Origin of the sequence: Streptomyces caeni, assembly GCF_042678285.1 — a bacterium.
GTDB lineage: Bacteria > Actinomycetota > Actinomycetes > Streptomycetales > Streptomycetaceae > Streptomyces > Streptomyces caeni.
This window is the reverse complement of record NZ_JBHUDX010000032.1, coordinates 1-20,360: the sequence shown is the minus strand read 5'-3', so window position 1 is coordinate 20,360 and position 20,360 is coordinate 1. Positions and strand designations below refer to the sequence as shown.

Sequence of the window (20,360 nt, the reverse complement as noted above, 5' to 3'; positions counted from 1 at the left end):
TCGGGCCGCCACGGGTGCGGCCCGGGACGGACGTGATCGGCGCGTCGCCCACGGAGACGGGTCCGCTCGACCACACCCCGTCCTGTGCGCGAGGTCACGTCGCAAGCCCACCGGTGGCGTGCGCGGCGGTACTGCGCGCGCCGCCGCGAGGACCCGGCCGGCGGAGGAAGTGACGGCGGGGTCCCGGCCGGGGCTAAGGCGCCGAGGATTCTCTGCCGTGGTCGGGCGGCGACCAGGAGCGGCCCTCCATGAGGCTGCCGAGGCCCGCCCAGGCGAAGTTCATCAGGGTGGTGGCGGCCTGCCGGGCGGAGACGCCGGGAGTGGTGTTGGCCCAGTCCGCGAGTGACTCCGCGGCGCCGACCAGGGCCTCGGCGAGCCCGGCGACCTCACGCTCGGGCAGGTCCGGATCCCGGTGCGCCTGCCGGGCCGCCGCCACGATGAGCTGCGTCACGAACGCGACGATCTCCTCGCGCATCGCGGCGACCTCGGCGGCGAAGGGCTCCGGGTGCGTACGGGCCTGGAGGTGCAGCACCGCCCAGGCGTCCGGGTTGCGGGCGGTGTGCGTGAAGAACGCGCACAGCCCGTCCCACAGTTGCCGGTCGGCGCCGAGCCCGGGCCGGACACCGGCGCGCACGGCCTCGGTGAGCGCGGCGGCCTCGCGGCGGATGCAGGCGGTGAACAGGTCTTCCTTGGAATTCAGGTACAGGTACACCAACGGCTTGGACACACCGGCCAGTTCGGCGATCTCGTCCATGGACGCGGCCATGTAGCCGCGCTGGCCGAAGGTCTTCACAGCGGCGTCCAGCATCTGCTGCTCACGGACCGCCCGCGGCATCCGCCTGGTCTTCACGGAACCCATGCGGGCAAGCCTACGGTCGGCCCGCTCCGGTACGGGCCCGAGCTTACGAAGTCTGTCCCTGTGCCCGCGCCGCGTCGTCCGCCGTGTCCTCCTGCTCGCGGTTCGCCTGGAGGTTGGCCTTCATCCGGTCGACCCGCTGCACGATCCGCTCGGACGCCCGGTCCCGCTCCTTGCGGAGCACCACGAAGCTGATCGGGGCCGAGACCACCAGGGCGAGCAGTACGACCCACAGGCCGTTGGAGTCGCCGAGGCCGCGCGGGGCGAGGCCCGAGTAGACGAGGCCCCAGACGACCACGAGGCTGCCCGCGAAGATTCCGAGGCGCATCAGCGTGTAGCGGAGCATCCCAAACCACTCTTCCGTTCCGTGGGGGTCCCCCCTGTTCGAGCGAAGCCGAGAACTCGGGGGAATTCCCAAAGGGCGCGGCACGTCCAGTGAAGCACGCCCGGCAGCCGATCTTGCAGGGGGGTGTGCCCGGCCCTCACCCGAGCGGCAGCAGCATCGTGATGTCGTCGCGGTCGTCCCCCGGAGCCACCCGGATCGCGCCGGGCACCCGGCCGACCTCCTTGTAGCCGCAGGAGACATAGAACCGCTCCAGGCCGGCACCGCCCCGGCAGGTGAGCCGTATCGCCTCCACGCCCTCAAGGGCGCGGGCCGCGTCCGCGGCGGCGGCCAGCAGGTCCCGGCCATACCCCTTGCCCTGGTGCCGCGGGTGCACCATCACCGTGTAGAGCCACACCCAGTGCGTCATCAGCCGGTGCGTGTTGCGGGTGAGGAACGCGGTCGCGGCCACCCGCCGCTCCCCGTCGTACCCGACCAGCAGCCGGGTGCGGCCCTCGCTCATCGCCACCAGGTGCTTCACCAGCTCCGGGCGGACGGCCTCCGGCGTCACCGGGGGCACGAAACCGACGGCCCCGCCCGCGTTGGACGCGTCCGCCCACAGGCCGAGGAGGCCGTCGCGCAGGACGGGGGTGACGGCCGGATCGACCTCGAAGTCGAGGGGCATGCGGTCACACCCGCATGGGCTGCGGCTCGTCCCGGCGCGCCGGATCCGGCCCCTCGTACTCGCGGATGATCTCGTACCGTGTGTTGCGCTCCACCGGCCGGAAGCCCGCGTCGCGGATCAGGTCCAGCAGGTCCTCGCGGGTCAGCTTGTTCGGCGTGCCGAAGTCGTCCGCGTCGTGCGTGATCTTGTACTCGACGACCGAGCCGTCCATGTCGTCCGCACCGTGCTGCAGGGCCAGCTGCGCGGTCTGCACGCCGTGCATGACCCAGAAGACCTTGACGTGCGGGACGTTGTCGAACAGGAGGCGGGAGACCGCGAAGGTCTTCAGGGCCTCCGCGCCGGTCGCCATCGTCGTCCGCTCCTGGAGGCGGTTGCGGACCTTGCCGTCCTTCATGTCCACGAAGTCGTGCTGGTAGCGCAGCGGGATGAAGACCTGGAATCCGCCGGTCTCGTCCTGGAGCTCACGCAGCCGCAGCACGTGGTCCACCCGGTGCCGCGGTTCCTCGATATGGCCGTACAGCATGGTGCACGGGGTCTTCAGGCCCTTCTCGTGGGCCAGCCGGTGGATGCGCGACCAGTCCTCCCAGTGGGTCCTGTGGTCCACGATGTGCTGCCGGACCTCCCAGTCGAAGATCTCCGCGCCGCCGCCGGTCAGCGACTCCAGGCCCGCGTCGATCAGTTCGTCGAGGATCTCCGACGCCGAAAGGCCGGAGATCGTCTCGAAGTGGTGGATCTCCGTCGCCGTGAACGCCTTCAGGGAGACGCCCGGCAGCGCCGCCTTGAGCTCGCGCAGCGACCGCGGGTAGTAGCGCCACGGCAGGTTCGGGTGCAGCCCGTTGACGATGTGCAGCTCGGTGAGGTTGTCCGCCTCCATCGCCTTGGCGAGCCGGACGGCCTCCTCGATCCGCATCGTGTACGCGTCCTTCTCCCCCGGCTTGCGCTGGAAGGAGCAGTAGGCGCAGGACGCGGTGCACACGTTCGTCATGTTGAGGTGGCGATTGACGTTGAAGTGGACCACGTCACCGTTCTTGCGGGTCCGCACCTCGTGCGCGAGGCCGCCGAGCCAGGCCAGGTCGTCCGACGCGTACAGCGCGATGCCGTCCTCACGGGTCAGCCGCTCACCGGCCCGGACCTTGTCCTCCAGCTCGCGCTTGAGCCCGACGTCCATGCTTGTGCCTCTCCCTCCGGACGAACCCCGCCCACCGTACCCTCCGCCCTCCGGGCGTCGGGCGCCCACCGTACGACGCCCGCGCGCCTAGAGGGGTTCCGGGAGTTCGCCCACGCGGTTCTCCCACTTCGTGGAGAGCACGATCGTGGTCCGCGTGCGGGAGACGCCCTTGGTGCCGGACAGCCGGCGGATGGTCTTCTCCAACCCGTCCACGTCGTTCGCGCGCACCTTGAGCATGAACGAGTCGTCCCCGGCGATGAACCAGCAGTCCTCGATCTCGTGCAGGTCCTTGAGGCGGCGCGCCACGTCCTCGTGGTCGGCGGCGTCGGAGAGCGAGATGCCGATGAGGGCGGTGACACCGAGGCCGAGGGAGGCCGCGTCGACCGTGGCGCGGTAGCCGGTGATGACGCCGGCCGCCTCCAGACGGTTGATGCGGTCCGTGACGCTGGGGCCCGACAGGCCGACGAGGCGCCCCAGCTCCGCGTAGGAGGCCCGGCCGTTCTCCCTCAGTGCCTGGATGAGCTGCCTGTCCACCGCGTCCATGCGATTGAAGCCTTCCGCTGAAAGATCCGAAGAGTCTGAAGTGATGAGTGGTGCTGCGGGGTGCCCGGGGACCACCCGGTTACCGTCACGACGGCCCGGCCCCGCGGGTTCGGCCGCCGAGCTCCCCTTCCCAACGGCGGTACAGCCGGTGCCGCACCCCTGCCGCGTCCAGCACGCGGCCCGCGACGAAGTCCACCAGGTCCTGGATGTGCGTCGCCCCCGCGTAGAACGCCGGTGAGGCCGGCAGCACCACCGCCCCCGCCTCGTCCAGCGCCACCAGCTGCCGGAGGGTCTGACCGCTGAGCGGGGTCTCCCGTACGGCGACCACCAGCCGCCGCCCCTCCTTGAGGGTGACGCTCGCGGCGCGCTGCAGCAGGTCCTTCGACAGCCCGAGCGCGACCCCCGCCACACAGGCGGTGGAGGCGGGCACGATCAGCATCCCCTTCGTGGGATACGACCCCGAGGACGGCCCGGCGGCCAGGTCGCCGGCGCTCCAGTACCGCACCCGCGCGACGTCCGCGTCGAACGTCCCCGGCTTGCCGTCGGCCCCACGGGACAGCCAGGCCCGCAGGTCGTCCCGCCAGTGCCCGTCCCGGAAGGAGATCCCGGTCTCGTCCAGCAGCGTGAGCCGCGCGGCACGGGAGACGACGAGGTCGACGCTCTCACCCGCGGCTAGCAGCCCGCGCAGTACGGCGGCGGCATACGGGGTGCCGGAGGCACCGGAGACCCCTACGATCCAAGGTGTACGCGGCGTCTCTCCTGGCTTGACTGGGTTCACGGCACCGAGCCTATCCGGCGCCGCGGGAGCCAGGGGTGCCGGGCTGATGCCCGGAGAGGACGAGGCGAGGGCGGGGTTGTGATGCCGGACACGGACCTGGAGTGGTCGCAGCGGGACCGCGCGAAGGCTGCGGCCAAGCTGATGGCCGGCTGGGTGGCGCTGCTGTGGCTCCTCGAAGCGGCCGACGCGGTCAGCGGCCACGCCCTGGACGACTTCGGCATCATGCCGCGCACCGCCTCCGAACTGGCCGACATCGTCCCCGCCGCCTTCATCCACTTCGGCTTCGCCCATGTCGCCGCCAACAGCGTGCCGCTGCTGGTGCTCGGCTTCCTCTCGGCCCTCGGGGGCCTGCGCCGGTTCGCCGCGGTCTGCGCGCTGATCATCGTGGCCGACGGCCTGGGCGTCTGGCTCGTGGCCCCGGCCCACACCAACACGGCCGGCGCCTCGGGCCTGGTCTTCGGGCTCTTCGGCTTCCTGCTGGTCGGCGGCTTCGTCGAGCGCCGGCTGCTCGGCGTCCTGGTCGGCGTGCTGGTCGGCGCGGTCTGGGGCGGCGCGATGCTCGCGGGCCTCGCCCCCACCCAGACGCACGTCAGCTGGCAGGGCCATCTGATCGGGCTCGCGGCCGGCGTGGCGGCGGCGTTCCTGTTCCGTCGGCGGGCGGTGGGGGCCCCGGTCAGGAGCGGTCGCGCGCTTTCGGGTCCACCGGCAGACGGCCGGTGGTGAGCGTCGGCTTCCCGAGCGGGGAGTCGATGGTCAGGTCCGCGCCGTACGGGACGGTGCCGCGGCCGCGGTAGCCGTCGGGGCCGGGATTCCGCATCGTGACGCGATGGCCCTTGAGCGGGTCGAGGACCAGGTAGCCGGCGATGCCCCGGGAGGCGTACCAGCCGCACCTCGCCGACGCCTACACCGTCAGGCCCCGAACCAGGAGGTCGAGAAGCGCGCACACGAACAGGGCGATGCCGATGAACCCGTTGACGCTGAAGAACGCCCGGTTGAGGCGGCTGAGGTCATGGGGCCGGACGATCGTGTGCTCGTAGACGAAGGCACCCGCCACGATCAGCAGGCCCAGCCAGAAGAAGCCGCCGGCGCCGGTGACCACGCCGTACCAGACGAACAGCGCCGTCGTGACGGCATGGCAGACGCGGGCGCCCCGGACGGCGGCCGGGATGCCGAAGCGGGCCGGCACCGACATGACCCCGGTCTCCCGGTCCGTGTCGACGTCCTGACAGGCGTAGATCAGGTCGAAGCCGCCGATCCAGATGCCGACGGCGAGGCCGAGGATCACCGCGTCCCAGGACCACGCGCCGCTGATCGCCAGCCAGCCGCCGACGGGCCCCATCGCCTGGGCGAGTCCCAGAATGGCCTGCGGGAAGTTCGTGAACCGCTTGCCGTACGGGTACACCACCATCGGGATCACCGCGATGGGGGCGAGCGCCAGGCACAGCGGGTTGAGCAGGGCCGCCGCGCCGAGGAAGAAGACGAGCGCGATCAGCGCGCCGGTCCAGGCGTGGCGCACCGTCATCGCGCCGGTGACCAGCTCGCGGTGGGCCGTGCGCGGGTTGCGGGCGTCGATCTCGCGGTCGATGATCCGGTTCGCCGCCATGGCGAAGGTGCGCAGGCCCACCATGGCGACGGTGACGAGCAGCAGCCGGCCCCAGTGGATGTTCCGGTCCTCCTGGTACATCGCGGTCAGCGAGGCGATGTAGGCGAAGGGCAGGGCGAAGACGGAGTGCTCGATCATCACCAGGCGCAGAAACGCCTTGGTGCGTCCTGGCTGCGGGATCGCTGCCGAGGCGCTGCTCACAGGCCGTACTCCTTCCAGCGACGACTCACCTTCGCCGCCGTCTCCGGATCGGACAGGACCATGTCGGGCCAGCCGCCGTCCCTCGTGTAGCCCTCCTCGGGCCACTTCCTCGTGGCGTCGATGCCCGCCTTGCCGCCCCAGAACTGCTGGTAGGAGGCGTGGTCGAGGTGGTCGACGGGGCCCTCGACGACCGTGAGGTCACGGGCGTAGTCCGTGTTGCCCAAAGCACGCCAGGCGACCTCGTGCAGATCGTGCACGTCGCAGTCGGAGTCGACGATCACGATCAGCTTCGTCAGGGACATCATGTGCGCCCCCCAGACGGCGTGCATCACCTTCTGGGCGTGCTTGGGGTACTTCTTGTCGATCGACACGATCGCGCAGTTGTGGAAGCCGCCCGCCTCGGGCAGGTGGTAGTCCACGATGTCGGGGACGATGATCTTGAGGAGCGGCAGGAAGAAGCGCTCGGTCGCACGGCCGAGGGGCCCGTCCTCCGTCGGGGGGCGGCCCACGACGATCGACTGGAGCAGGGGGCGCCGGCGCATGGTGACGCAGTCGATGGTCAGCGCCGGGAAGGGCTCCTGCGGGGTGTAGAAGCCGGTGTGGTCGCCGAAGGGGCCCTCCGGGAGCATCTCGCCGGGCTCCAGCCAGCCCTCCAGGACGACCTCGGCCTGGGCCGGCACCTGGAGCGGGACCGTCTTGCAGTCGACCATCTCGATCCGCTTGCCCGCGATGAACCCGGCGAAGAGGTACTCGTCGATGTCGCCGGGGAGCGGCGCGGTGGAGGCGTACGTCACGGCCGGCGGGCATCCGAAGGCGATGGCGACGGGCAGCTTCTCCCCTCGCCGTGCCGCCACCTGGTAGTGGTTGCGGCTGTCCTTGTGGATCTGCCAGTGCATGCCGATGGTGCGCTTGTCGTGGCGCTGGAGGCGGTACAGCCCGAGGTTGCGGATCCCGCTCTCGGGGTCCTTGGTGTGTGTGAGCCCGAGGTTGAAGAAGGAGCCGCCGTCCTCGGGCCAGGTGAACAGGGCGGGGAGCCGGTCGAGATCGACCTCGTCGCCGCGCAGCACGACCTCCTGCACGGGCGCGTTGTCGGACTTGACCTTCCTGGGCGGTAGGTGGGTCATCGCGCCGAGCTTCCCGAACGCCTCCCGCACGCCGACGAACCCGTGCGGCAGTTCGGGCTTGAGAAGTCCGCCGATCTTGTCGGAGATCTCGCCGTACGACTTCAGGCCGAGCGCCTTGAGGAGGCGGCGGTCGGTGCCGAAGACGTTCATGGCGAGGGGCATCGCGGAGCCGCGCACGTTCTCGAAGAGCAGCGCGGGGCCGCCGGACTTCTGCACCCGGTCGACGATCTCCCCGACCTCCAGATACGGGTCGACCTCGGCTTTGATGCGCTTGAGGTCCCCTTCTCGCTCCAGCGCCCGGAGCAGGGACCGAAGATCGTCGTAGGCCATGCGTCCCAGTATCGGGCAAGGGCTAACCTTGCCCCGTCACCGGGGCCGTCCCACGCCCCGTCACCGTCTGCTGGGGGATCTCACCACCATGTTCCGGTATCTGCCCTATCTACTGGTCCTGGCGCTGTGGATCTACGCCTTCATCGACTGCCTGAACACCCCCGAGGAAGAGGTGCGGGGGCTGCCCAAGGTGGTCTGGGTCATCATCATCCTGCTCTTCGGCGAGGTCCTGGTCGGCCCCATCGCCTGGCTCGTCGTCGGCAAGGTGCGCCACGCCCCGGCGAACGGCTCCACGCCCTCCGAGTGGCACCGCAACCACCGCACGCCCTGGGTCGCGCCCGACGACAACCCCGAGTTCCTCCGGTCCTTGAAGGAGGAGAACAAGAAGGACGAGGCGCTTCTGAAGGACTGGGAGGCCGACCTGCGGCGGCGCGAGGAGGAACTGCGGCGGCACGAGCGGGGCGAGAACCCGAAGGGCGACTGAGCCACCGGGCCCCAGGCCGACCAAGCCACCGGATCCGCTCGGCGCCGTCGACGGGGTTTCGGACACCGGACCCGGCACCGGACACCACGGCAGCGCACCGGCGTCGTCCTCGACGTGGGCGCCGCGGACCACCCGGCGGGCACCGATGCCGTGGCACCGGTGCGTCCCCCCGGGCGGCGAGCCGGGCCGCCGGAGTGGAGGCGGAGGCCGAAGAGCAAGGCGGCACCGGTGCCCGGCGACTGCGGCGTCCCCGCGGACGGGCAGGCTCGGCGGCAGCCGTCGCGGATCCCGGCCCGAGCCGCCGGCCGGCTCGCGCCGGGCGGCGACCGGGTGCCCCTGGGCGGCACCGCGGCTGGCCTACCGGGATGCCCCGGCCTGGGCCCGGTGCAAGAATGAGTCATGATCGTCTCTTTCCGCCGATCTCGGACGACTGCTCGGCGGCGAGTGCCGGTACTGAGCGTGCGCAGCGTCGTCGGGCAGATGTTCGTGCTGCAGGTGGTCGTCCTCGTCCTGCTCGTCGCGGTGGCCGTGGTGGCCCTGGTCCTGCAGGCACAGCGCAACGGCACCCGGGATGCCCGCAACCAGGTGCTCGCCGCTGCGGAGAGTTTCGCGAACGCTCCCGGAATCGTGGAGGCGCTCAACGCGGAGAATCCGACAGCCGTGCTGCAGCCGCGCACCGAGGCGGCGCGCAAGGGCTCCGGCATCGAGTTCCTCGTCGTCATGAACACCAAAGGCATCCGCTACACCCATGCGAGACCGGAGCTGATCGGAAAGCGTTTCGTCGGCGATGTCGAGCCGGTGTTGCGCGGCGAGGTGGTCTCGGACGAGGTCACAGGAGTCCTGGGTTCGGTTGTCCGGGCGGTGGTCCCGGTCACCGATGCCCGGGGCAGGGTCATCGGCATGGTCGGCTCCGGGATCAGGGTGGAGCGGGTGAGCGGCATGGTCAACCGCGAGCTGCCTCTGCTGCTCGGCTCGGCCGCAGGCGCCCTGGTCCTGGTCGCGGGGGGCACGGCGCTGTTCAGCAGGCGGCTGCTGCGCCAGACCCACGGTCTCGGCCCCGGGGAGATCACTCGCATGTACGAGCACCATGACGCGGTGCTGCACACCGTCCGCGAGGGCGTGCTCATCACCGATGCGGATCAGCGGCTGGTACTCGCCAACGACGAGGCGTCCCGGCTGCTCGGCATCGAGCAGGAGGCCGAGGGTCGCGAGGTCACCGAGCTCGGGCTCGCCCCGCCGATCGCCGGTCTCCTGGCGTCGGGCCGGATCGCCACCGATGAGGTGCATCCGGTGGGCGACCGACTGCTGGTCGTGAACAACCGGCCCACCGACCGGCACGGCGGACCGCCCGGCAGCGTGACGACCCTGCGTGACTCGACGGAGCTGCGGGTGCTGTCCGGCAGGGCCGAGGCGGCCCGCAGACGCCTCCAGCTGCTGTACGACGCGAGCGTACGCATCGGCACCACACTCGAGATCGGGCGCACCGCCGAGGAACTGGCCCAGGTGGCCGTCCCCCGGTTCGCCGACTTCGTCACCGTCGATCTCGCCGAGCCCGTTCTGCACGGCGAGGAGCCGGCGGGCACGGGCGTGGAGATGGTCCGCACGGCCGTCCAGGGCATCCGCGGTGATCACCCGCTGTACCCGGAGGGCACCCGGTTCGCGCTCGCCTCCTCGGCACCGCAGGCATGGTGCTACGAGCACGGCGAATCGGTCATCGAGCCCGATCTGGGCCAGGCCGCCGGCTGGCGGGCCCAGGACCCCGACCGTGCCCGGCGGGTCCTCGCCCACGGTATCCACTCACTCATCGCGGTCCCGCTCCGGGCCCGCGGCGCCGTCCTCGGCGTGGCCGGCTTCTACCGGTCGCGAGAACCCGAGCCGTTCGACGAGGACGATCTGTCGGTCGCCGAGGAGTTGGTGGCCCGTACGGCGGTGTGTGTCGACAACGCCCGGCGCTACACACGCGAGCACGCCACGGCGGTGGCGCTGCAGCGCAGCCTGCTGCCCCGCGCTCTGCCCGACCAGAGCGCGCTCAGCGCCGCCTACCGCTATCTGCCCGCGCAGGCCGGGGTCGGCGGGGACTGGTTCGACGTGATCCCGCTGCCGGGCGCCCGCGTCGCCCTCGTCGTCGGCGATGTCGTGGGCCACGGCCTGCACGCCGCCGCCACCATGGGCCGACTGCGCACCGCGGTCCACAACTTCTCGGCCCTCGACCTGCCCCCCGACGAACTCCTCAGTCACCTCGACGAGTTGGTCGACCGCATGAACCTCGACGAGGCCGGTGACGACGCCGACGGCGCCGTCACCGGAGCCACCTGCCTGTACGCCGTCTACGATCCGGTCGACCGGTGCTGCGCCCTGGCCCGGGCCGGCCACCCGCCGCCCGCGCTCGTCCACCCCGGCGGAACCGTGGAGTTCCCCGACATACCCGCAGGGCCGCCACTCGGACTGGGCGGCCTGCCCTTCGAGAAGGCCGAGTTCCCACTCGCCGAGGGCAGCCAGCTGATCCTCTACACCAACGGTCTCGTCGAGGACCGCGCCCGCGACATCGGCAGCGGTCTGGACCTGCTGCGGGACACCCTGGCCTCACACGCCGGCGAAGAACCGGAGGCGGTCTGCACGGCGGTACTGGACGCCCTGCTGCCCCCTCGCCCCAGCGACGACATCGTCCTGATCGCCGCCAGCACCCGGGTGCTGGCCCCGGAACAGGTCGCGACCTGGGATGTGCCGTCCAGCCCCCAGGCCGTGTCCCAGATGCGCGCAGCCGTCGAACAGCAGTTGTCCGTCTGGGGGCTGGACGAGATCGCCTTTGTCACCGAGCTGATCATCAGCGAACTGATCACCAACGCGCTCCGGTACGCCACCGGACCCATCGGGGTGCGGCTCATCCGTGAACGCCGTCTGATCTGCGAAGTCTCCGACGTCAGCAGTACCGCGCCGCACCTGCGCTACGCGGCGACGACGGACGAAGGCGGGCGCGGCCTGTTCCTCGTCGCCCAGCTCGCCCAGCGCTGGGGCACCCGCTACACCGCCCACGGCAAGGTGATCTGGAGCGAACAGTCACTGCCGGACGGTGCGTGACGCGGCCGGACGATGCGTGACGCGGCACGAGCGCCCCGGCGCGCCGTTGCCGTCGACGGCGCCCGGAAACGCACGGGTCGCAGCCGGGAAGGACCCATCCGGCGAAGACCACCCTGGTTCCGCCCACCGGCGGGCCCGTGCCCGTGCGCGGCAGGACTCCTTCGAGCACCTTCGGCCAGACAGCGGAGGTCTTTCGTAACACAACGGACACCACGCGCCCTGGCACGAATCAACGCCCCCTTCTTACAGTGGGTTTGATACATCTCACAGCAGCACATCGGACCGGACCGCGCCAGGGGGAGACTGCGGTGCACAGAGGGCTGCACGGCCGGGAGCCGCTGTTCGACACCGATCCACCCGGTCTCGCCGCGCGGCTTGTGGGTCTGCGCCCGTACCAGCTGCGGTCCACGCCCTGCGAACACCGGGACGACCTGCCGTTCGTGGTGTTCGCGGGCGGGCGCGGCCTCGGCAAGAGCTCGGCGAGGAGGGATGGCCCACGGCGGAGGGGCAGTTCGTCGGCGACCCGTTCCTGCGCACGCTGCTCCTGCTGCGGCTGCACCACCTCGGCGCCGGCCACGAGCGGTGGACGGCGGTCCACCGCAGCCTCATCGACCACTACGGCGAGCAGAACAGCGAGGACGCCGACCGCTACCGCCTGCACCACGAACTCGCCCTCGGCCGGGCGGACGTCGTGGTCGCCCGGCTGCGCGACACCTTCCCGGGCACCGACGTCGGCGACTGGCTCGCGTCGCTCGTCTTCATCGCCTCCGCGTCCTACTACCACGGGCACGACAGCGAGGGCCGCGACGTCGACGGCCCCGACCGCAGGGCCGCGGTCGCGCTCGGGCGCACGGACGCGGCCCAGCGGCCGCCGGAGGGCGCGGACGCCGTGCTGCACCTGCGCGTGCGGCGCCTGCTGCACGCGGTGTGGCAGCTGACCGATCCGCTGGTGCTGCCCGACCCGCAGGTGGCCGAGCGGCTGCGCTTCGAACTGGAGCAACTGTCGAACCTGCGGCCGGGGGGCACCGCCCTGCTGTGGCGCGCGTCGCGGGACTGGCCGTCGGACGCGCTGGCCGGCCGGCCGCTGCGCGCTCCGGACGACGACGAGGACGGGGGCCGATGATGGCCGGACGGCTGTGGAGATGGCTGCGCGAGGACGTGTGGGAGATCCCGTTCCGCCGGTATGCGGCGCTGCTGCTCGCCGCGGCGCTCACGGCCGCCGCGGTGTGGGGCGGGCTGCGGCTGGGCGAGCAGGACCGGTCCTGTGCCAAGGGCGTGACCCGTCCCGGGAACAGCGACGACTGCGTGGGCGTGTCGGTAACGGCCTACGACTTCGGCCAGCCCCGGTTCGCGCAGGTCATCCGGGCGGTGGACCGGGAGAACCGCCGTCTTGCGGCGGGCCGTTACGTGACCGTCGCACTCCTCGAGCCGTTCACCACGAGCGACCCGGACAGCGTCAACGACACACTGCACGAACTCCAGGGTGCCTACCTCGCCCAGTACCGCGCCAACCACGAAGCCACGCACGAGACCCCGACATCCGGCTCGTCCTGGCCAACACCGGCCGCGACGGGAGGTACTGGCCGGACGTGGTCGACCGGCTGACCGAGATGACCAAGGGCCCCGACCGCCTGCGGGCGGTGACCGGCATAGGCCTGAGCACCGACAACAACAAGGCGGCCGTCAAGGCACTGACCGGCCGCGGCATCCCCGTCGTCGGCTCCTCCATCACCGCCGACAACCTCGCCAACGGCGGCGGAAAGGACCCCTTCCCCGGTCTGGCCCGCGTGGCCCCCACCAATAGCGACTCGGCCCGCGCCCTCGCGTCCTTCGCCCGGGTCTCCGCGGGCAGGGCGCTGCTGGTGTACGACAGGCCCGGCGACCCGTACACCCGTACGCTGCAGAGCGCCTTCGAGAGGCTGACGGCCGGATCGCCCTACCCGCCGCAGCCGTTCAGCCCACCCGCGGACCGCACCCAGGAGGGCACGACGGCGAACCAGTTCCGGCAGATCACCCAGCTGGTGTGCGACACCCCGAAGACCACGGACACGGTCCTGTTCGCCGGCCGGCACACCCAACTGCGGCAGTTCGTCAACGCGTTGGGGGCACGCGGCTGCATGGATCACCGGCTGACGCTGCTCACGGGCGACGAGGGCTCGTACCTCACCGGCGACCGGCGGCTCGACCGGGCGGCGCTGACCCGCAATCTCTCCTTGCGCTATACGGCGCTGGCGCACCCGGACGCGTGGAAGGGGGAGAAGGCGACGACGGGGGGCAGTCCGGCGGACGCCGCGGCCCTGGACGCGCTGATCGGCCGGAGCGGCCGGGAGCCGGTCGGACCGGTCGGACCGGTCGTCCTGGACGACGGTCAGTTGATCATCGCCCACGACGCCATGCGGCTGGTGGTGCAGGGGGTGCGGGAGGCCACGCCCAGCGGCCGGGTGGCACCGGCGCTGGGGGACGTCGTCAACGAGTGGTCGCTGATGAAGGGGTCGCAGCGGGTGAACGGGGCGAGCGGGTGGATCTGCCTCGACGTGCACGGCAATCCGTACGACAAGGCCGTGCCGATCGTGGAGCTGACGCCGTCGGGCGGGTCCCGGTTCGTGAGGATCGCCTGGCCGGAGGGGAAGGCGCCCGCCGGGGACTGCCTGCCTCAGGCATGAGCACCGTCAGAGGACGCCGCCCTCCACGGCGGCGAGCAGCCGCTCGAAGCGTTCCCGCCAGCCCGGATCACGGTCCTCGGCGCTCTCGTGCGTGAACCGCACGGTCGTGCCCGCCGGGCGGCCCGGCTCCAGGTGGAATCGGATGCGGCCGCGGCCGGCCACCGTGTACTCGACGACCCGCTCGACGTCCCAGGCGGTGATCCGTCCCCGGGCCGTTCCGCCGGGCAGCCAAAGTCCCACCGCGCCGCCGAGCCGGGGTTCGAAGGGCTCGGCGACCGCCAGCCACTCCCGCAGGCCCGCAGGGGTGGCCACGGCGGTCCAGACCTCCTCCACGGGCCGGGCCAGGCGCAGCAGGTAGTGCCGTACGTGCGTGTCCTCCCGGTGCTCGGCTGTGCCCTCTTCGATGGGATTGGTCATGACACCAGCGTGGCCCGCGAGCGGGGGTCGCGCACCCGTTGCGGACGAAGGCCGGTCCCCGTGGCATGGATCACGGGAACCGGCCTTCGCGTATGCCGGGTGTCGGGTTTCGGGAGCCTGTCAGAAGCCCTTGTAGGAGTGCATGCCGGACACGAAGATGTTGACGCCGTAGTAGTTGAACAGCCAGCAGCCGAAGGCGACGAGCGCGATGTACGCGGCCTTGCGGCCCTTCCAGCCGGCCGTGGCCCGGGCGTGCAGATAGCCGGCGTAGGCGACCCAGGTGATGAACGACCAGGTCTCCTTGGGGTCCCAGCCCCAGTAGCGGCCCCAGGCGTCACCGGCCCAGATGGCGCCCGCGATGATCGTGAAGGTCCACAGCGGGAAGACGGCCGCGTTCACGCGGTAGGCGAACTTGTCGAGGGAGGCCGCGGAGGGCAGCCGCTCCAGGACGGAGGTGGCGAAGGTGCCGGGGGTGCCGCCGCTGTGCAGCTTGCTCTCGTACGAGTCCTTGAACAGGTAGAGGATCGTGCCCACCGCGCCCACGTAGAAGACCGCGCCACAGATGATCGCCGTCGAGACGTGGATGTACAGCCAGTACGAGTGCAGGGCGGGCACCAGCTGGTCGCTCGCCACGTACAGCACGGTGACCGCGAGGCCGAGGTCGAGGAGCACCGTGGCGATCAGCGGGAGGCCGAGCCAGCGGACGTTCTTCTTCAGCGCGAGCAGCGCCAGGTACACGCCGACGGCGGCCGTGGAGAAGGTGATGTTGAACTCGTACATGTTGCCCCACGGCGCCCGCTGCACCGACAGGGCGCGGGCGAGCACACCGCCGAGCTCGACGAGGAAGGAGACCACGGTGAGCGACACGGCGATCCGGCCGTACAGGTCGCCCTGTGCGTCGCCGCCGTGGGCACCGGGGCCGTCCGGCACGTCACGGGAGCCGGCCGTGGAGCGGGTGACGACCTTGGGCCGCTCCAGCACCGCGGTGCCCCCGGCCTTCCTGACGGCGACGGCGGGCGCCGCCGCCTCCTTCGGGGCCTCGGAGGTCAGCGCGCTGGCCGTGCGGGCGACCTTGCTGCGGCTGCCGAAGAGCCATTCGGCGATGTAGGCGAAGAACGCCAGCGTGTAGACGGCCATCGCGGAGTAGATCAGCGTGTTGCTGATGTTCGCGAGGTGTTCGTTGGTGGCGATGGCCAGGGTCACATGGTCGAGGGTCACTTGGTCTGAGCCCCTTCAGCGGCAGGTACGGGGGTTGCGGCGTCCGGCTCCTGATCGGGGTCGGCGTCTGGGTCGTCGGTCTTCGTGGGTGCCTGGTCGTGAACCAGCGCTGCCAGGTCGCCGAGTTCCTCGGGGAGCTTCGGGGACTCGCTGCGGCCGAGTCCCGCCATCTCCACGAGGGTGACGCCGTCGGCGCCGGTCGTCGCGCGCACCCAGACGCGACGGCGCTGGATGAACAGGGAGGCGGCCAGACCGAAGATCGCGGCGAGCGCGCCGCCGAGCGCCCAGCCGCTGCCGGGCTCCTGCACGACCTGGAAGCCGGCCCACTCCTTGACGTCCTTCTCGAAGGTGATCGAGCCGTTGCCGCCCGGCAGTCGCATGGTCTGGCCGGGCAGCAGGCGGGCCTTGAGGATGTCGCCCTTGGCGTCCTTGAACTGCTTCAGCTTCTTGGTGTCCAGCTGGTACACGTTCTGCGGGATGCCGGCGTTGACGCCCAGGTCCCCGTGGTACGCGTTCAGCGCGAGCGCCGGATTGTCGAGCGCCGGGAACTGCGAGAACATCGTGCCCTTGCCGGCACCGGCGAAAGTCGGCACGAAGATCGCACGGAAGCCCAGTTGCTCCTGCTGCCCCTGGGCGTTCCGGTAGCCGTCCAGCACCTTGATCGCGCCCTGTGAGGTGACGTTGCCGTCCATCGGCAGCAGCGGCACCGCGTCGTGGAAGACGACGTTGCCCTTGCCGTCGCGCACGGTGACGACGGGCGCGTACCCGTGGCTGACGAGGTAGACCTTCGCGTCGTCGATGTGCAGCGGCTCGTTGACCTTGATGGTGCTCTTCTTCTCCTTGCCGTAGGCGCCCACGCTGTAGGTGATGTCCGCCTCGTACTTGCGCGGAGTGCCCTTGTTGGGGCCGCTGCGCTCGTACGTTCCGGTGAAGTTCTTCAGGTTGAAGCTGAACGGCACCAGGTCGTCGCTGGTGAAGAGGCTGCCGGACTTGAAGTCGTCGTACTGGGTGAGGGTGTTGGAGAACCCGTCTCCCTCGACGATCAGTTTGTTGCCCTCGGACTTGTAGAGCTGGCCCCAGGCGAAGGCGACCAGCAGCACGATCAGCGCGACATGGAAGACCAGGTTGCCGAACTCACGCAGATAGCCCTTCTCGGCCGCGACGGCGTCCCCGGCGACATGCGCGCGGAAGCGGCGCCGCCCGAGGACCTTCAGGGCGGCCTCGCGGACCTGCGCGGGGTCGGCGTCGGTGCGCCAGGCCGCGTACGCGGGCAGCCGGGTCAGCCGCTTGGGCGCGGCCGGCGGGCGGCCCCTGAGCTGGCCCGTGAACTGCCAGGTGCGCGGCACGATGCAGCCGATGAGGGAGACGAACAGCAGGATGTAGATCGCCGAGAACCACACCGAGCTGTACACATGGAACAGCCCGAGCCGGTCGTAGAGCGGGCCGAGCACCGTGTGCCGGTCCTTGAAGTCCGCCACCTTCATCGCGTCGGTGCCGGACTGTGGGATGAGCGAGCCGGGGATCGCGCCGAGCGACAGCAGGAACAGCAGGATCAGCGCGACCCGCATGGAGGTCAGCTGCCGCCAGAACCAGCGGGCCCAGCCGAGGGTTTCGCGCGCGGTCCAGGCGATCCAGCCCTTGGCGCCGGGGGCGCGGGTGCCGCCGAAGGAGCCGGGCATGGCGGTCTCGGCGGGTGCGGTGGACAGCTGCGATCCGGCCTCCCCGAGGTCGGGTTCGGCTCCCGCACGGGCCTTGGGGTTCTCAGGGATCTCGTCGCTGTGCACGTCGGCGCTCCGTGTGTCACTCATGGTCAGACCCCCACCGTGAAGCCGCTGGACCAGCTCTGCATCTCCTGCACGATGCCGTCCCAGGCACCGGTCAGCAGCAGCAGTCCGGTCACGATCATCATGCCGCCCCCGATGCGCATCACCCAGGCGTAGTGCCGCTTGACCCAGCCGAACGCGCCCAGCGCCTTGCGGAAGGCGACGGCGGCGAGCACGAAGGGCAGGCCGAGGCCGAGACAGTAGGCGACGGTCAGTATGGCCCCGCGTCCTGCGCTCGCCTGGTTGAACGCCAGGGCCTGCACGGAGGCGAGGGTCGGGCCGATGCACGGCGTCCAGCCGATCCCGAAGAGCGCGCCGAGGAAGGGGGCGCCCACGAGACCGGCGGCCGGCCGGTTGTGGAGGCGGAACTCGCGCTGGGTGAGCCAGGGCATCAGGCCCATGAAGAACACGCCCATGAGGATCATGAGCACGCCGAGCGCCTTGGACAGGGTGTCCTTGTGTTCCTGCAGCGTCTGCCCGAAGAACCCGAACAGCGCGCCGCCGGACACGAACACCGCGGTGAAGCCGAGGACGAACAGCGAGGCGCCGACGACCATCCGGCCCCTCCGGGCCTCGGCGAGGTCGGTTCCGGTGACGCCGGTCACATACGACAGATAGCCGGGGACCAGCGGCAGGACGCAGGGCGAGAAGAAGGAGACGAGGCCGCCGAGGAGGGCGACCGGCAGGGCGAGAAGCAGGGCCCCGTTGAGGACCGTCTGGTTCGGGTCGGCGGCCGCGGTGAGTGTGGACACTGCGGTCACGTCACTTCTCCGCGATGACCGGGTCGATCAGCTGGTGCAGCTTCTCCTCGCTGAGGGCCTGCAGCGTGCGCGCGGCGATCTTCCCGTCCCGGTCGAGGACGAGCGTGGAGGGGATCGCCTGCGGGTTGAGGGTGCCCTTCTTGAAGCGGAGCATCAGCCTGCCGGTCGGGTCGTACAGGCTCGGGTACGTGACCCCGTACTGCTTCTCGAAGGCGCGGGCCGGTCCCGTGCTGGTGTCACGGGTGTTGATGCCGACGAACTGCACACCCTTGCCGGCGGTCTGCGCGGCGGCCTTGACGAAGTTCGGCGCCTCGGCACGGCACGACGGGCACCAGGAGCCCCAGACGTTGATGACCACGACCTTGCCCCTGTAGTCGGCGACGTCCAGCTTCTTGCCGTCGATCGTCGTCCCGGACAGGTCGGGGGCGGCGTCCCGCTCGCTCTTCTTGACGGTCGCGATGCCGTCGGCACCGGTGATGTAGTTGGTCTTGCCGGAGCCCCCGGAGGTGCCGCCGGAGGTGCAGGCCGACAGGACGAGCGCCGCGACGGCGGCCCCGGCGGCGGTGAGGGCGGTGCGTCGGCGCGTGCGGATGCGGCTACTGGTGCGGTTCAGGTGTCGGGGGGCGCGGCAGGCGGCACTCATGTGAAAAGTTTCGCATGTCCGTTCCGAGGATCTTGCGCACCCCCCTGGCGGACGCCGTGCGGGCGTGAACCCGCATCTCAGGCGGCCTTCGACGGGTCTCCCGGGGCCCCCTTGCCGGTGCCCGAGAGGAACTCCTTCCAGCCGCCCGCCGGCCGCTGCCCCACGTCCAGGGACTGCAGCTTGGCGACGACCTCGGGCCGCTGCGCGTCGAGCCAGTCCGTGAACTGCCGGAATGACACGAGCCGTACGTCGGCGCCCTTCTCCTTCTCGCGCGCGATGTGCTTGAAGGCCGTCTCGACGGCGTCCATGTAGATACCGCCGTTCCAGTGCTCGAAGTGGTTACCTATGAAAAAGGGTGCACGATTGGTCTCGTATGCCCTCCTGAATCCGGCTATGTACGAATTCGCCGCCTGGGTGCGCCAGCCGGGGTAGTTGTACGAGGGCGCCTGCGTGGTCCTGACAGACTGGTTGGCGAGCATGTTGTAGTCCATCGACAGGACCTCGAACCGGTGCCCGGGGAACGGGATCAGCTGGAGTGGGAAGTCCCACAGGCCCTGCCGCTTCTCCGGCCAGCGCTGTCGGCCGCCGGGCGAGGAGGCGTCGTAGCGCCAGCCGAGTGCGCGCGCCGTGGGCAGCAGCCTGTCCTGCCCGAGGAGACAGGGCGTGCGGCCGCCGATCAGCTCCTTGTCGTAGTCGAAGGGCAGCGGCGGGAGATCGGTGAAGCCGGTGTTGGTGCGCCATTCCTTGACGAAGGACTTGGCCTGCTCGATCTCGCTGCGCCACTGCTTGGGCGTCCAGTGCGCGACCGTGCCGAACCCGGAGCAGAAGTGGCCGTTGAAATGGGTCCCGACCTCATGGCCCTCAAGCCACGCGCGCCGGACGTTCTGGAGCGTGGCGCGAATGTGGCCGTCCGTCAGATAACCGATGTCGGAGGCGCCCGGCGCGTTGTTCGGGGGAAGGTACTTGCGCTTTTTCGACTCCGGCAGGAGGTAGAGCCCGGAGAGGAAGAAGGTCATGTGCGCGCCGTGTTCCTTGGCAAGGTCGAGAAAACGGGGGAAGAGACCGTTGCCGACTTCCCCGGCGCCATCCCAGGAAAAGACCACGAACTGCGGCGGGATCTGACCGGGCTCCAGCGGTGCGGGCTTTCCGGGCTGGTTCGGCTGCTTGCCGCTGTCGGCGGTGGAACCGTCACCGAGGGGGCGCGCGGTGGCCGTGGGGCTGTGGGAGGGGCCGGAACCCCGCCGGCCGGAACCGCTGCCGGCCCGTCCGCCGTCCCCGTCCTTGGAACCGCAGGCGGCCAGCCCCAGTGTGGCCGCCGCCCCCGCCCCGAGCCCTATCAGTCCCCGCCGGCTGATGTCCCGCATCCCGTCCCCATTTCATCGTGCCCTCTCGGTGGTCACTCATTCAGAGGGCACGGCGAAGACGGCGGTTCCGCCGAACGCGAGCCTATGCAGGGGATTTTACGGAGATACGTTTACATGGCAGGACTCGATACGTCTTGTGACGAAGCGGCGGCGCGCACCGACAGTTCGTCCAACGCCTCCGGGAGCCCCTGCGCGCCAGCTCGGGCACAAGCCGTACGGCCGCGTCCCGGCCGTGGTCCCGGGCCGGGCAGGGCAGGGCAGGGCAGGGACCACGGCCGGGACGCGGCCGAAGCCGGGCC

The 20,360-nt window shown here is 70.9% G+C and carries 20 protein-coding genes; 6 read left to right on the top strand and 14 right to left on the bottom strand.

Translation table 11 applies throughout. From position 1 onward, the window contains the following. Positions 1–193: 193 nt before the first annotated feature. The 6 genes from ACFSL4_RS14090 to ACFSL4_RS14065 form a co-directional block, all read right to left on the bottom strand. Positions 194–859, bottom strand: a complete 666-nt coding sequence (locus ACFSL4_RS14090; protein WP_381082324.1) for a TetR/AcrR family transcriptional regulator — start codon at positions 857–859, stop codon at positions 194–196. A 43-nt stretch (positions 860–902) separates the two neighbouring features. Next, complete coding sequence (locus ACFSL4_RS14085; protein ID WP_381082322.1) at positions 903–1,202, bottom strand: DUF4229 domain-containing protein; 300 nt, start codon at positions 1,200–1,202, stop codon at positions 903–905. Between the two features lie 136 nt (positions 1,203–1,338). After that, positions 1,339–1,863, bottom strand: coding sequence for a GNAT family N-acetyltransferase (locus ACFSL4_RS14080; RefSeq protein ID WP_381082320.1), 525 nt, complete (start codon positions 1,861–1,863; stop codon positions 1,339–1,341). Positions 1,864–1,867: 4 nt separating this feature from the next. Further along, positions 1,868–3,031: an aminofutalosine synthase MqnE gene (gene mqnE, locus ACFSL4_RS14075; protein WP_381082318.1), complete on the bottom strand. Its 1,164-nt coding sequence runs from the start codon at positions 3,029–3,031 to the stop codon at positions 1,868–1,870. An 87-nt stretch (positions 3,032–3,118) separates the two neighbouring features. Further along, positions 3,119–3,574: an Lrp/AsnC family transcriptional regulator gene (locus tag ACFSL4_RS14070; protein ID WP_381082316.1), complete on the bottom strand. Its 456-nt coding sequence runs from the start codon at positions 3,572–3,574 to the stop codon at positions 3,119–3,121. Positions 3,575–3,659: 85 nt separating this feature from the next. Continuing rightward, a complete protein-coding gene (locus ACFSL4_RS14065) occupies positions 3,660–4,352 on the bottom strand; it encodes a UbiX family flavin prenyltransferase (RefSeq protein WP_381082314.1) in 693 nt (230 codons plus the stop codon). 81 nt (positions 4,353–4,433) lie between these two features. Here ACFSL4_RS14065 and ACFSL4_RS14060 point away from each other — a divergent pair, with 81 nt between their 5' ends. Then, entirely contained in the window at positions 4,434–5,075 is a 642-nt protein-coding gene (locus tag ACFSL4_RS14060) for a rhomboid family intramembrane serine protease (RefSeq protein ID WP_381082312.1), read from the top strand. 178 nt (positions 5,076–5,253) lie between these two features. Here ACFSL4_RS14060 and mqnP read toward each other — a convergent pair whose 3' ends face one another. Then, entirely contained in the window at positions 5,254–6,156 is a 903-nt protein-coding gene (mqnP, locus tag ACFSL4_RS14055; RefSeq protein ID WP_381082310.1) for a menaquinone biosynthesis prenyltransferase MqnP, read from the bottom strand. Further along, positions 6,153–7,610: a menaquinone biosynthesis decarboxylase gene (locus ACFSL4_RS14050; RefSeq protein ID WP_381082308.1), complete on the bottom strand. Its 1,458-nt coding sequence runs from the start codon at positions 7,608–7,610 to the stop codon at positions 6,153–6,155. Before ACFSL4_RS14050 ends, mqnP begins: the two co-directional genes overlap by 4 nt. 88 nt (positions 7,611–7,698) lie before the next feature. Here ACFSL4_RS14050 and ACFSL4_RS14045 point away from each other — a divergent pair, with 88 nt between their 5' ends. The 5 genes from ACFSL4_RS14045 (at position 7,699) to ACFSL4_RS14025 (ending at position 13,835) form a co-directional block, all read left to right on the top strand. Further along, the gene (locus ACFSL4_RS14045; protein WP_381082306.1) at positions 7,699–8,094 is read left to right on the top strand and encodes a PLD nuclease N-terminal domain-containing protein; all 396 of its coding nucleotides are present in this window, start codon (positions 7,699–7,701) and stop codon (positions 8,092–8,094) included. Between the two features lie 399 nt (positions 8,095–8,493). Further along, the gene (locus tag ACFSL4_RS14040) at positions 8,494–11,172 is read left to right on the top strand and encodes a SpoIIE family protein phosphatase (protein WP_381082304.1); all 2,679 of its coding nucleotides are present in this window, start codon (positions 8,494–8,496) and stop codon (positions 11,170–11,172) included. 691 nt (positions 11,173–11,863) lie between these two features. Next, positions 11,864–12,295 (top strand): hypothetical protein, encoded by a 432-nt coding sequence (locus ACFSL4_RS14035; protein WP_381082302.1) that lies wholly within the window; start codon positions 11,864–11,866, stop codon positions 12,293–12,295. Then, complete coding sequence (locus ACFSL4_RS14030; protein ID WP_381082300.1) at positions 12,292–12,777, top strand: hypothetical protein; 486 nt, start codon at positions 12,292–12,294, stop codon at positions 12,775–12,777. Before ACFSL4_RS14035 ends, ACFSL4_RS14030 begins: the two co-directional genes overlap by 4 nt. Beyond that, positions 12,762–13,835, top strand: coding sequence for an ABC transporter substrate-binding protein (locus ACFSL4_RS14025; protein ID WP_381082298.1), 1,074 nt, complete (start codon positions 12,762–12,764; stop codon positions 13,833–13,835). The genes ACFSL4_RS14030 and ACFSL4_RS14025 overlap by 16 nt, the downstream gene beginning before the upstream one ends. A 6-nt stretch (positions 13,836–13,841) precedes the next feature. Here the strand turns inward: ACFSL4_RS14025 and ACFSL4_RS14020 are convergent, their stop codons facing one another. The 6 genes from ACFSL4_RS14020 to ACFSL4_RS13995 form a co-directional block, all read right to left on the bottom strand. Further along, positions 13,842–14,252 carry an SRPBCC domain-containing protein gene (locus tag ACFSL4_RS14020; protein WP_381082296.1) on the bottom strand — a complete coding sequence of 137 codons (411 nt, stop codon included), beginning with the start codon at positions 14,250–14,252 and terminating at the stop codon, positions 13,842–13,844. 120 nt (positions 14,253–14,372) lie between these two features. Beyond that, a complete protein-coding gene (ccsB, locus tag ACFSL4_RS14015; protein ID WP_381082361.1) occupies positions 14,373–15,455 on the bottom strand; it encodes a c-type cytochrome biogenesis protein CcsB in 1,083 nt (360 codons plus the stop codon). Positions 15,456–15,466: 11 nt separating this feature from the next. After that, a complete protein-coding gene (resB, locus tag ACFSL4_RS14010) occupies positions 15,467–17,278 on the bottom strand; it encodes a cytochrome c biogenesis protein ResB (RefSeq protein ID WP_381082294.1) in 1,812 nt (603 codons plus the stop codon). A gap of 2 nt (positions 17,279–17,280) precedes the next feature. Next, positions 17,281–18,054 (bottom strand): cytochrome c biogenesis CcdA family protein, encoded by a 774-nt coding sequence (locus ACFSL4_RS14005; RefSeq protein ID WP_381082293.1) that lies wholly within the window; start codon positions 18,052–18,054, stop codon positions 17,281–17,283. A 1-nt stretch (position 18,055) separates the two neighbouring features. After that, positions 18,056–18,697 carry a TlpA family protein disulfide reductase gene (locus tag ACFSL4_RS14000; protein WP_381082292.1) on the bottom strand — a complete coding sequence of 214 codons (642 nt, stop codon included), beginning with the start codon at positions 18,695–18,697 and terminating at the stop codon, positions 18,056–18,058. A gap of 77 nt (positions 18,698–18,774) precedes the next feature. Beyond that, positions 18,775–20,061 (bottom strand): polysaccharide deacetylase family protein, encoded by a 1,287-nt coding sequence (locus tag ACFSL4_RS13995; protein WP_381082290.1) that lies wholly within the window; start codon positions 20,059–20,061, stop codon positions 18,775–18,777. Positions 20,062–20,360 lie beyond the last annotated feature (299 nt).

Excerpts from the sequence above, each read along its gene's own strand:
- mqnE (WP_381082318.1), bottom strand. The coding sequence starts at position 3,031 with ATGGACGTCGGGCTCAAGCGCGAGCTGGAGGACAAGGTCCGGGCCGGT.
- ACFSL4_RS14040 (WP_381082304.1), top strand. The coding sequence starts at position 8,494 with ATGATCGTCTCTTTCCGCCGATCTCGGACGACTGCTCGGCGGCGAGTG.
- ACFSL4_RS14050 (WP_381082308.1), bottom strand. The coding sequence starts at position 7,610 with ATGGCCTACGACGATCTTCGGTCCCTGCTCCGGGCGCTGGAGCGAGAA.
- ACFSL4_RS14070 (WP_381082316.1), bottom strand. The coding sequence starts at position 3,574 with ATGGACGCGGTGGACAGGCAGCTCATCCAGGCACTGAGGGAGAACGGC.
- ACFSL4_RS14020 (WP_381082296.1), bottom strand. The coding sequence starts at position 14,252 with ATGACCAATCCCATCGAAGAGGGCACAGCCGAGCACCGGGAGGACACG.
- ACFSL4_RS14085 (WP_381082322.1), bottom strand. The coding sequence starts at position 1,202 with ATGCTCCGCTACACGCTGATGCGCCTCGGAATCTTCGCGGGCAGCCTC.
- ACFSL4_RS14080 (WP_381082320.1), bottom strand. The coding sequence starts at position 1,863 with ATGCCCCTCGACTTCGAGGTCGATCCGGCCGTCACCCCCGTCCTGCGC.
- ACFSL4_RS14090 (WP_381082324.1), bottom strand. The coding sequence starts at position 859 with ATGGGTTCCGTGAAGACCAGGCGGATGCCGCGGGCGGTCCGTGAGCAG.
- ACFSL4_RS14060 (WP_381082312.1), top strand. The coding sequence starts at position 4,434 with ATGCCGGACACGGACCTGGAGTGGTCGCAGCGGGACCGCGCGAAGGCT.
- ACFSL4_RS14045 (WP_381082306.1), top strand. The coding sequence starts at position 7,699 with ATGTTCCGGTATCTGCCCTATCTACTGGTCCTGGCGCTGTGGATCTAC.
- ACFSL4_RS14030 (WP_381082300.1), top strand. The coding sequence starts at position 12,292 with ATGATGGCCGGACGGCTGTGGAGATGGCTGCGCGAGGACGTGTGGGAG.
- resB (WP_381082294.1), bottom strand. The coding sequence starts at position 17,278 with ATGAGTGACACACGGAGCGCCGACGTGCACAGCGACGAGATCCCTGAG.
- ACFSL4_RS14000 (WP_381082292.1), bottom strand. The coding sequence starts at position 18,697 with ATGAGTGCCGCCTGCCGCGCCCCCCGACACCTGAACCGCACCAGTAGC.
- ACFSL4_RS13995 (WP_381082290.1), bottom strand. The coding sequence starts at position 20,061 with ATGCGGGACATCAGCCGGCGGGGACTGATAGGGCTCGGGGCGGGGGCG.